Annotated in this window: 8 protein-coding genes; 5 read left to right on the top strand and 3 right to left on the bottom strand. The window is 51.1% G+C overall.

Annotated elements, in window-relative coordinates; genetic code table 11:
* Positions 1-228 precede the first annotated feature (228 nt).
* A complete protein-coding gene (locus L8F97_RS21920) occupies positions 229-1,098 on the top strand; it encodes a UTP--glucose-1-phosphate uridylyltransferase (RefSeq protein ID WP_242154807.1) in 870 nt (289 codons plus the stop codon).
* A gap of 152 nt (positions 1,099-1,250) precedes the next feature.
* On the opposite strand, the gene L8F97_RS21915 is transcribed toward L8F97_RS21920, so the two are convergent.
* Both L8F97_RS21915 and L8F97_RS21910 read right to left on the bottom strand, forming a co-directional pair.
* Positions 1,251-1,901, bottom strand: a complete 651-nt coding sequence (locus L8F97_RS21915) for a PEPxxWA-CTERM sorting domain-containing protein (protein WP_242154805.1) — start codon at positions 1,899-1,901, stop codon at positions 1,251-1,253.
* Positions 1,902-2,561: 660 nt separating this feature from the next.
* Complete coding sequence (locus tag L8F97_RS21910) at positions 2,562-3,575, bottom strand: site-specific integrase (RefSeq protein WP_242154803.1); 1,014 nt, start codon at positions 3,573-3,575, stop codon at positions 2,562-2,564.
* Positions 3,576-4,358: 783 nt separating this feature from the next.
* Here L8F97_RS21910 and L8F97_RS21905 point away from each other — a divergent pair.
* The 3 genes from L8F97_RS21905 to L8F97_RS22775 all read left to right on the top strand — a co-directional run bounded on the left by L8F97_RS21905 (position 4,359) and on the right by L8F97_RS22775 (position 6,161).
* A complete protein-coding gene (locus tag L8F97_RS21905) occupies positions 4,359-4,805 on the top strand; it encodes a MarR family transcriptional regulator (protein ID WP_242154801.1) in 447 nt (148 codons plus the stop codon).
* A 907-nt stretch (positions 4,806-5,712) separates the two neighbouring features.
* The gene (locus tag L8F97_RS21900) at positions 5,713-5,913 is read left to right on the top strand and encodes a hypothetical protein (RefSeq protein ID WP_242154800.1); all 201 of its coding nucleotides are present in this window, start codon (positions 5,713-5,715) and stop codon (positions 5,911-5,913) included.
* A 119-nt stretch (positions 5,914-6,032) separates the two neighbouring features.
* The gene (locus tag L8F97_RS22775) at positions 6,033-6,161 is read left to right on the top strand and encodes a hypothetical protein (RefSeq protein WP_277925138.1); all 129 of its coding nucleotides are present in this window, start codon (positions 6,033-6,035) and stop codon (positions 6,159-6,161) included.
* 944 nt (positions 6,162-7,105) lie between these two features.
* Here L8F97_RS22775 and L8F97_RS21895 read toward each other — a convergent pair.
* A complete protein-coding gene (locus L8F97_RS21895) occupies positions 7,106-7,384 on the bottom strand; it encodes a hypothetical protein (RefSeq protein WP_242154798.1) in 279 nt (92 codons plus the stop codon).
* A gap of 1,787 nt (positions 7,385-9,171) precedes the next feature.
* Between L8F97_RS21895 and L8F97_RS21890 the strand changes: the two genes are divergently transcribed.
* Positions 9,172-9,570: a hypothetical protein gene (locus tag L8F97_RS21890; RefSeq protein WP_242154796.1), complete on the top strand. Its 399-nt coding sequence runs from the start codon at positions 9,172-9,174 to the stop codon at positions 9,568-9,570.
* Positions 9,571-9,638 lie beyond the last annotated feature (68 nt).

Below are 9,638 nucleotides of genomic sequence, written 5' to 3'. Positions count from 1 at the left end.
CATCCCATGAGGTAATCTGGTTTACGGTAACTTTAGGCCGTTTCGGAGATTACGCATCGGTGTGATTCTGACAAGGTCAGAAAGTGATAGATGCATTGAGCTTAAGCTGTCAGCGGTAAGCTGTGCACTTCCATCTTGGATTATATTAGATACCACTCTGCGTAACGCATCATTGTCGCTTAAAATCTTTATACTTGCCTAACTAGCTTGAGACAGGGGAATACTGTGATGAAGATCCGCAAAGCCGTTTTCCCGGTCGCCGGCCTTGGCACTCGCTTTTTGCCCGCCACCAAGGCGGTGCCCAAGGAGATGCTGCCGGTGGTCGACCGGCCGCTAATCCAATATGCCGTCGATGAGGCGATCGAGGCGGGGATCGAGACGATGGTGTTCGTCAACGGTCGCGGCAAGGCGGCGATCGAGGACCATTTCGACATGGCTTATGAGCTCGAACGCACCCAGGCCGATCGCGGCAAGTCGGTGGCTGCGTTGGCCGGCTCGCGGCTTACGCCGGGGGATGCGGTGTTCGTCCGTCAGCAGGAGCCGCGCGGACTCGGCCACGCGATCTGGTGCGCGCGTCACGTCATCGGTGACGAGCCGTTCGCGATCATCCTTCCGGATGAATTCATGGTCGGCAGCCCCGGTTGCCTCAAGCAAATGGTCGACGCCTACGAACAGGTCGGCGGCAATCTGATCTGCGCGCTGGAAGTGCCGATGGCGGAGACGCCGAGCTACGGCGTGCTCGATCCGGGGCTGCGTGACGGCGCGCTCACCGAGGTGCGCGGGCTTGTCGAGAAACCGAAGGCGGGCACTGCGCCGTCCAACCTGATCGTGGCCGGTCGCTACATCCTCCAGCCCGAGATCATGGAATATCTCGCCACGCAAGAGGCCGGCGCCGGTGGCGAGGTGCAGTTGACCGATTCGATGGCAAAGCTGATCGGCCAGCAGCCGTTCCACGGCGTCACCTTCGCGGGCGAACGCTATGATTGCGGATCAAAGCTCGGCTTCGCACAGGCTAATTTCGCGCTCGCCTGCCGTGACGCCGGTATGGGAGATGACCTGCGCTCCTGGGCCAAGACCATCCTTAAAACGGCTTCTTGATGAACTAGCTCGTCATCGACTGAGCGAATACAGCGGAGAGAACGCCAGATATCTGGCGTTCTATTTTCGTCTAAGCTGCAGCTGCTCCGTCGGAGAGGCTCATAAATTGCTGGCACTCCTTGCCAGAGCGGGATGTTGGACCGTTCGTGGCGTTAAGACAGGCTAATTTTTTGACGATTACTAGACGACAATTTTAGTCCCAGTTGCGGTCGTCGTCTCAGCATTGCACCTATCGCTCCAAAGCCCATTATCAAAAGCAACCAGGACGTTGGCTCAGGAAGGGGTGTTACAACGTCATGATAAGTGAAGTCGTCAAGGGCAAAAAAACCTTGTTTGCCCATTATCACCACAGAGTCTGCGGCACCACTGTAACCGCTAGCGATAAACGTTGCCGAAGACGAAACCTTACTCGCTGTTCTTGAAGTAAAAACGAGCTTTGAACCCAGGTATAACTCATAGCCGATGTCGGTCGCGCCAGAAAAGTATGCTCCATCAAATATAAAAGGCGTGGATCGGGTAATGGCTTGAGCAGCTTCATAGCTCTGACCGCTATAAGATGAGGCGTCAGTAGCAAGAAATGTCGATCCTGAATGAGGCTGGTAAGCACCATTTGCTTGGTCGCTGTAAAACCAAGCGGTATCAAAAATGTTGTTGGTGCCGAAGTCAAACCCATTTTCGGTAGATAAGATGAATTGCGCCCCCGGTCCAAGATTCTCAAAGCTGATAATCTCTGCTTGCGCGGGCATGCTCCATACAAAAAACATCGCACTGAATAAAAGTATATTATAGAGTGTCTTACACATATTTTTATCTCGCCATACGCAATGGCGGTTCCATATGCAAACATAGTAAAGATAGGTTTAACCTAGCGTCACTGCTCTTTATCTGGCCGGGGCAGTTCCACCCCGGCCAGCCGTATTGTTTCCTACTTTAACCGATATGGCCTACTAGGTGGGTAACATAGGACGCGGCGTTAACTCCTGAAAAGGTTGCTTGATGAAGACCGTTCGGCACAACCAGTGGAGCAAGTAGGACAAGTCACCTGCCACATACGACTGGCAAGCTTGGGAGCCTGTCACCCAATGCCTTTATTATAGAGGTTGAGCACGCCGAGGCTGCATCGATAGCAAACTTTATCATTTGCTCGGCTATTTTAAAATGCGAGCAACATCAGTGCCCATAAATTAGGCTGCTCGGAAGGCTAAGCCAAATGCCACACGTTAGCTCGAAGATAAGCAGTAATTATAAGACAAGGCCGTAGCCTTATAAAATATATTGTATAGAATACTTTATAAACGCTGACCCTATCACAACTGAATGCAAATTAGTCAAATACCGACCAAGCATAGTCGGCGATTTACAACAGCGTCTATCGATCGAAACAGCGACTCTTCATAGTGGCACATGCCAAAGCTATGAAACATATAAAACTGCTTCCATCAAAGCCCTGACGCTCAATATGCTCAAAGAAATCCACCCCCTGCATGATCATCAAACAGGTCTCTATGCCGAACATAATCAGAAAGAACGTCTAAAGATCTGTGTCGGCTCTGCTCGCGCATTTTAAAGATGTTCGCGCCTCGACGAGCCGCCTCTGTTAGAAACCCCGCACGAAGAGAATGGCCAGCAAATTGCGCGGGATCATATCCGGCTGCTTCGGCACGGGCTTTGACGACAATAGCAACCCCGCGGTCGCTCATCGGTCGTTTGGTGATCCGACCCTGCGGCGTTAATTTGCGAAAGACCGGGCCGTCAGTAAACCTAGCTTCATTAATCCAATCGACTAGCAATTGCTTAGGCTTAATTCTTTTACCTTCAGGTATGGCAATTTCAACGCCGCGCCCTTCCTGATCAGTTTTTGACTTCCCAATTGTAATGCGAATACCATCGGGAACCATCTCGAGATCGCTAAGACAAAGCGCCACCAATTCCGAGCGACGAAAAGCGCCAGCCATTCCAATCGCTAACAACGCACGATCACGAATAGCCCGCGGCTCGTTACCGACAATGCTTTGCAGCATATCACGCATCATATCGCCATCGGCAGCTCGTTTTCGATTCTTACGGACACCGTTGGTGCGGCGAATTCCAGCGACGACGTCGCGGATGACCTGCGCGCCGATATCCTGCTGCGGAGCAACAAAACCGGCAAGGCGATGCTGGTATCCGATCGCAGCAAGGCGACGCCCGATTGTTGAGCTCTTAACACCGGCCTGAGCCTCATAAGCAAGGAAAGTCGCAACAGCCGCAGGCGTAGTGGGTAGCGCGTCAAGCTTGCGTGCGTCACACCAGGCTGAAAAAATTGCCCAGTCAGATTGATATGCGCGGCGTGTTGCTTCCGAACGCGACGCTCGAGCATAGTCCTGCGCTACCGCGACGTCTGCCTTCAGCAATGCGGGCATTAACGGAGTATCAAGTGCGACCATTGGCAGGTTGGCAGCCGACGCGTTGGTTTCGGAATTTTCAAAACGGTCCATCACTTAGGCTTTAACACCGTCTGCTTGTTTGCCAAAGGTTTCTTCCGGGAATAACGCTTATCGGAAGAAAGCCTTCGAGGCGGTCACTCTGCTACTCTACAAGTCGGAAAAATTCTGATCGCGCTGACAGCCGTCCAGTCGTAGTGCGCCGTCGCTCCAATAGCATGCGGCCTACGTAAGGGGCTGTGAACGCCTTAGTGAAGGTCGCCTACATCTGCATTGTCGCCACGCGGCACGACGAATCGGTGAAAATCGTCATAAACATGACGCATGAAGCGCCTGCCAAATATTAGATTAGTTTGCCTAAGCCCTCTATCCCTGAGCAAAAGGATTCCACCTGAGCAACGATGACGTCTTGCTATACACACTTTATTGATCTCTGCAGTATAGCTCTGTGTTATTTGAGCCGTTGTAGGTCTGGTCATCTAAGATGACCACAGTGGGCCAATATTGTAATTGTAGTTGACTAGCGGTAAAATGCTGTGGGCGTCATGCAGTTTTAGCATCTACGATGTTAGTGTCGCGAACAGGTTGTTGTAGAAGGACCGAAGTCGACAAATGTGGAACACACGGATATTCTAATAGATTAGATGCCTGCACGGTAGTCCTAACATATACCGTTGTCCGATTTGTAAGAAACGACTGGGCCGTACTCTGTAAATTAACAAGTCTATAATTAAGTAGAATATATATAGAGACAAATACCAATAGTCTATAATGCTAAATATAGTCTATAGACCGCATGATATCACGTGCAATTTAGCAAAAGCAAGTTAGGAAGATATGAGCGAGCAAAAGCTTAGTATTGATGCAGAATCCTATTCTATTGATATAACATCAAATGCCTTTTCGGGAGCAACGCAATCTAGCAGCTTATGTACAGCAAAGGAGCTTTATCGCTTACGACGTGTTCGCACGCGAAAACTTGGATCGGAAGCGTACATCTTTGGCGATCCTGCTTGGGATATTATGTTGATTCTCTTCATTGCTTACAAAACCGGAGATAAGGTTTCCAAGTCGAGCGCTGCACTTGCAGGGGAAACCGCAGAAACGACCGGGTACAGGATCTTAAAGGAACTAGACCGGATTGGATTGGTAAAAAATGAGAAAGATGTGTTCGACAGAAGAAGAATCCTTGTTAGTCTTACCAGACGTGCGTGCGTCATGATGGAGGCGTGTTTACAAACGCCAGAGGGTTACGGCCCTACCGCCGGCTCGAAAATCGAGTAAGGCCGCGCGGTAATTGAACAACTAGCTTGCTAACAACACAAAAGCTTTGACGGCAATGCATCACAGTGCCCATACCGATGACGCTAGGTTCATCATGCTCCATATTGTAGTCTAGAATGGAAGGCCTGAACGTGATGCTCTTACCAATCGGTCTGTCGACACGGTCGACACTAGTGACGAACATCGAGTTCGAATATCGGTAAAAGGAACGCTGTAATAAATACTGTTTTAATAGCACCGTTTCTACCGACAGCGATGTAGTACCGGCGCTAAATTAGAGCTAATGTAAGCTGTATACTTCGAAAGTTATTAGGCTTCTGTGACCGCTTTACTAAATCCTCCCAGCTATCCCGAATAAGATTATAAAAAATATGTGCTAGTAGAAGTATCAGAAAATAAACTAACATAATAGGTTTCAGGTATATCTTTTGACATAGAACATACTTAAAAAGATAATAGAATAAATAATATTATCTCTATACAGAAACTCAAGGATGCTTTAGGGGTTTATATTTATATAAACATTTGCAAATAATCTATATTTCAAAAGACCTGTTTAATATTAATACATTAAAATTTAATATGTTGAGCAATGGGATTTATATTGCATATGGTAATTCAGTGCTCGCAATGTGCGCGCAGCAGGGTCTTGATTTAACGATGATCAACAAGAACGAGCCTCATTGAAATATGACCAATTTTGAAACATGTGCGATACGGTTAAACTTTGCATTGTTGTAGAAGTAGTCGCTGTTTCGGCTTATTCAGAAATGCTCGGATGCCAAACTGCATGTGATTTAAGAGATAGAGCGCAATGGCAATCTCAAACGTTGTTTCATTCAGGCGCACATCGGATCCAAGCGGCCTTAACAGAGCGGTCTGTTTAGATGCCGCGCAGAAGATTAGAATGGCCGCCACCGAACGATTAAACCTTTTGCAAACCGAGTCTATCGCTTGTGTCACGATAGCGGTAACCGCATCCGAAGAACTTGCAGCCTGTATGATTGATCAAGCAATTAACACGAACGCAAAAGCAGCTGACGTCGCTGAGCGGTATGAGAGTGCTGTTCAGTTTTGGCAAAGGCTGGCCGATGGTGAGAGCTCTTAAACGTTCATTCGATTTCCTGGAATTTTTGAGGGATCGCGTCTGAGGCCTGCAATTGGCTAGAATCTTTTGCCGCATAACTCAGCCTCCTCCGTGGCCTTGTAGCAAGGCTGCTCGATCCTTTGAATTTTATTCCACTGCATTGTCCGGACATGTTCGTGCCGCTCTACTGGGAGGCGTTCAAGGAGCATCACGCGATCGAGGCAAACCGGGATCAAGGGGTAGATGCAGAACAGGCGAGCAGCATCTGATTGAAATGATTACGGCTACGTTCGCAACCCCGATGCCGTACAGGGTTGGCGAGCATTAGTTTTGATCCAGGCGCGAGGTTCGGCGCGCTGGCGGAGGCGAGGACCGGCAACTCTGTCTTGCTACTCACGCCAGTTCGCCACCTGCTCGATTACCGGCGAGATCCGTGTCGTCGTTTAAAAGCAGCGACCTTCTGCGCCTTGGAGGTAGACTCAGGTGTTTTCAACGGAACAAGCGGCAACCTCTGGAGCCTGACCAACTCTCCATCTGACATCGCTTGCAACTATTTGTATTGCTAATGCCGGCTTTAGCCAAGGCCTGGATCAGACGTAGGTTTGGACCCGTGTTCTTTAAAAGCGTCCCGATCAACAGAAAGCCTCAGCGGCGACCGCTTAGGCCAAGGTGAAGCGCCCCTGGATCGATTTGGCACCGAAAGACCGTCTAATCAAACTGCAAGCTGTGCGCCGTGGGAAGCGGGGCGATGCGCAGCAAACGCGCACGCTAGAATGGACTAATGATAGGTAATCTGACGTAAGCGGCTTATGGATCCGCTGTTGAGGATCAGCTTTTAATAAATAATGCTAACGTTTGACGGGATCAGAGCCGGCGTTATTAGCTGCAGTATCAGTACGGAGCCGTGCAGGACAGGTGATAAATGCCGCAATAGCTCTGAACAATGTATCGCTGCTACCGTGGTAGTGCTTGCGTCGTTAGCTTTACGCAGGATGAGCTGATTTATCGATCATCAGGCGCGCCGAGGAGACGGCTTGATTGTTCTACCACGGCGCTCGGGCGTTGAACGCGATTTTGCATAGCTCGTCGGTGTCAGCGCCTTGCAAAGAATCGGGAAGACTTCATCGCATCGTCCAAAGTCTTGAGGTTCCTTCGCCCATCAGGCGAATGAAGCCCCGAATTGCCAAACGCCATTATGGGTCGGGTTCCTATGTCACCGGACCAATTGCCTACCACGACCCGGGATCAAACGAACATCTGCCTGAAAGATCCGGACGGTCCGGTGACCTAACAGGTCCTGCTCCGCTATCTTTCGCGTTGCGACGTCATCGAGCCAGTCTCGGTTGTCGTCGATCCACTCGTAAAGACCAGAGCGGATCATGCCTTTTATACCGCTGTGATGTTCCGCAGCTTCGACAGCAACGTCGACATCGTACCGGTTGCAGCCGACGTGCAACTCGTATGTTCCCCAAGGAATGTAAGTCTCATCCATGCCGCCCTCCCCCAAGCGTCAACTTCGCAATGATGCGCGACGATTATTCAAGGCGCAAGTTGGAATGTGCACCTTCGGCGGTCGCCGGAGGCTACGATCGCCGAGGCGGATGAGGTGGCGAGTACCCATTGATCGTCGAAACGCCCGGCGTGAACAACTAGAAACAATTCGAAATTAGTTTTAACGACGGGTTTGTCTCATAAGCCGGCAATTAATTTTAATCAAATGTCATCCCCGACATTATTGAACACCAGCCGTTTGATTTGAGAGCGTAGAAGAATGCTTCAACGGGGGATGGCATTTGCAGCCGCTCAAAACTGATCCATCCATAGGTGACGAGCGGCTGCGCTCTAGGGACCGAAGTGCCGCGAAACGTCGTGGGTACGGGCGGTGTAATAAGGGAATGACGTCTGACGAAGAACGATGGACTGCTTTAGCGATCAAGCGCATCCATGGTGGTAGCTCCGTCGATTGGATAGTTAGCCGAACACGGAGCTTCTCGCAGACTACGACAGAGATGTGTTGCGCGATCCCCAGACATCACCAACCGGCTCGATCAACTCCGCGAACTTGGCGCGCGGCATTAAGTACGAGCGGATGGCTTGCGCTCCGCCCGGCCAAATTACCGCCCTTAGGAGGGGGCAATTGACGGTGGCTGATCGAATTCAACACAAAGAGCTGCAGCAGCACTATCACTGCAATTTCGGACCATGCGCAGCACGGTTTCGAAGCTGATCGCGCAAAGTGCGTAGATCAGAAGGGCAGACGGCGAACTTCGCTATGGTGGGAGCTTGACGCTGATCCACTGTCCGGCGATTTAGGCACATGTTCTCGTCAGTAGTATTGTTTCTTGCGAGCGGATCCACGCTTCCAATCAGTGAGCGTGCCGCATGGTACACGTGCCTTGAATCCTACGCGCAAGTTCAGATGATGAGCAGCAAGGAACCTGCTGCCCTGGTAACGGAAGGCATGACCGCTTGTGCGAAGGAGCGACACTCCTTCCAAACGGCGTACCAGCATAAAATAAGCAAGCCGACACGGTTCGTCACGACCAACGCTGCAGCTCAAGCACTAGCGACTGAAGACTTCCTTGCTGGAAGGCACATGCTGCTGTTTGTGCTGAGGTTCCGCTTAATCAGGTAGTCGCGATATCAACGGGCTCGGCATTGCTATATATTATGAGACGTCGCGCAAAGGGAACTCCGCCGATCACATCCGTAACGACCGGAGGCTGTTGTCTACCACGGCAACCCACACCGTGGTCACAACAAGCAGAGGTGTAATTCTGCGAACTTTACTTTAAAGGTTAGCTTTTGGTATTAAATGATATTTAGGTAGTTTGACGTAGATGTCATGACATCACTAACGTGTCTCCGAGACGAAAGCTTCAGGGGTCGCTCATTCCGTAAGGAGGGTTCGATGATTGAAGAGTGTCGACTGCAATTCTTGAGAGAGCGTGAGGAGCAAGAACTCGAAGCGGCTTACCGCTCAGTCTCAACCGCGCGGCGGCGATGGCATCTGGCTATTGCTGAGGGTTACTCCAAGCGCATATCCGAGATTGAGCAGAATAGCACTTCCCGTGCGACGCGTGCGGCTTCGGGTTAACAAAAGCGCCAGACCAAAACATCAGCCTCTGGCTGTTTGCCGCCTGGCGCCTCGACATGCACCAGTCACAGATGCATCGGCAGAGCTGCCGCTGACAATGAGGAAATGGCCAGAGGCGTATGAGGTTGTCCATCCCCGGCCGCCGCTAATCTGTCAAGCTGGGCTCAGCATACCGACGCAATGTGGAATATAATGGAGAGCAAAACTTGCGATGCGGTAGCGATGTGTTGCGGCAAAGCCTGATCCTCGCGGAAGCGAGCAACCGCGAGCGGGTGGATCAACGGCCCCGCCGCAACAGCGCTGATATAATGCGCTATCCGTTGTCAATCCGTGAAGCTGACGGACAAAAAGCGCCCGAGCCGAAGCCAGAACGCCTCATGGAGGTAGAACTTGGTATCGCCCAGCTTGAAACCCGTAATCCGCGCCAAGCCGCGATGCTGCGGCTGTGGCTCCATAATAAGGTTCTGCCGGCGTTCACCGCTCGCGTCTTGCTGATCGATACCGCCATCGCGCTACGCTGCGCGCGGCTGCACGTACCCAACACTAAGAGCGAACGCGATGTGTGGATCGCTGCCACGTGACTGGTCCACGACATGGTGATCGTCACCCGCAACATCGCTGACTTTGTTGCGACCGGCGCGACACTGCT

The sequence above is a fragment of the Sphingomonas sp. BAUL-RG-20F-R05-02 genome (assembly GCF_022662305.1).
In the GTDB taxonomy this organism is placed as follows: domain Bacteria; phylum Pseudomonadota; class Alphaproteobacteria; order Sphingomonadales; family Sphingomonadaceae; genus Sphingomonas.
The sequence above is the reverse complement of the archived record's forward strand: the minus strand, read 5'-3'. Positions and strand labels throughout refer to the sequence as shown.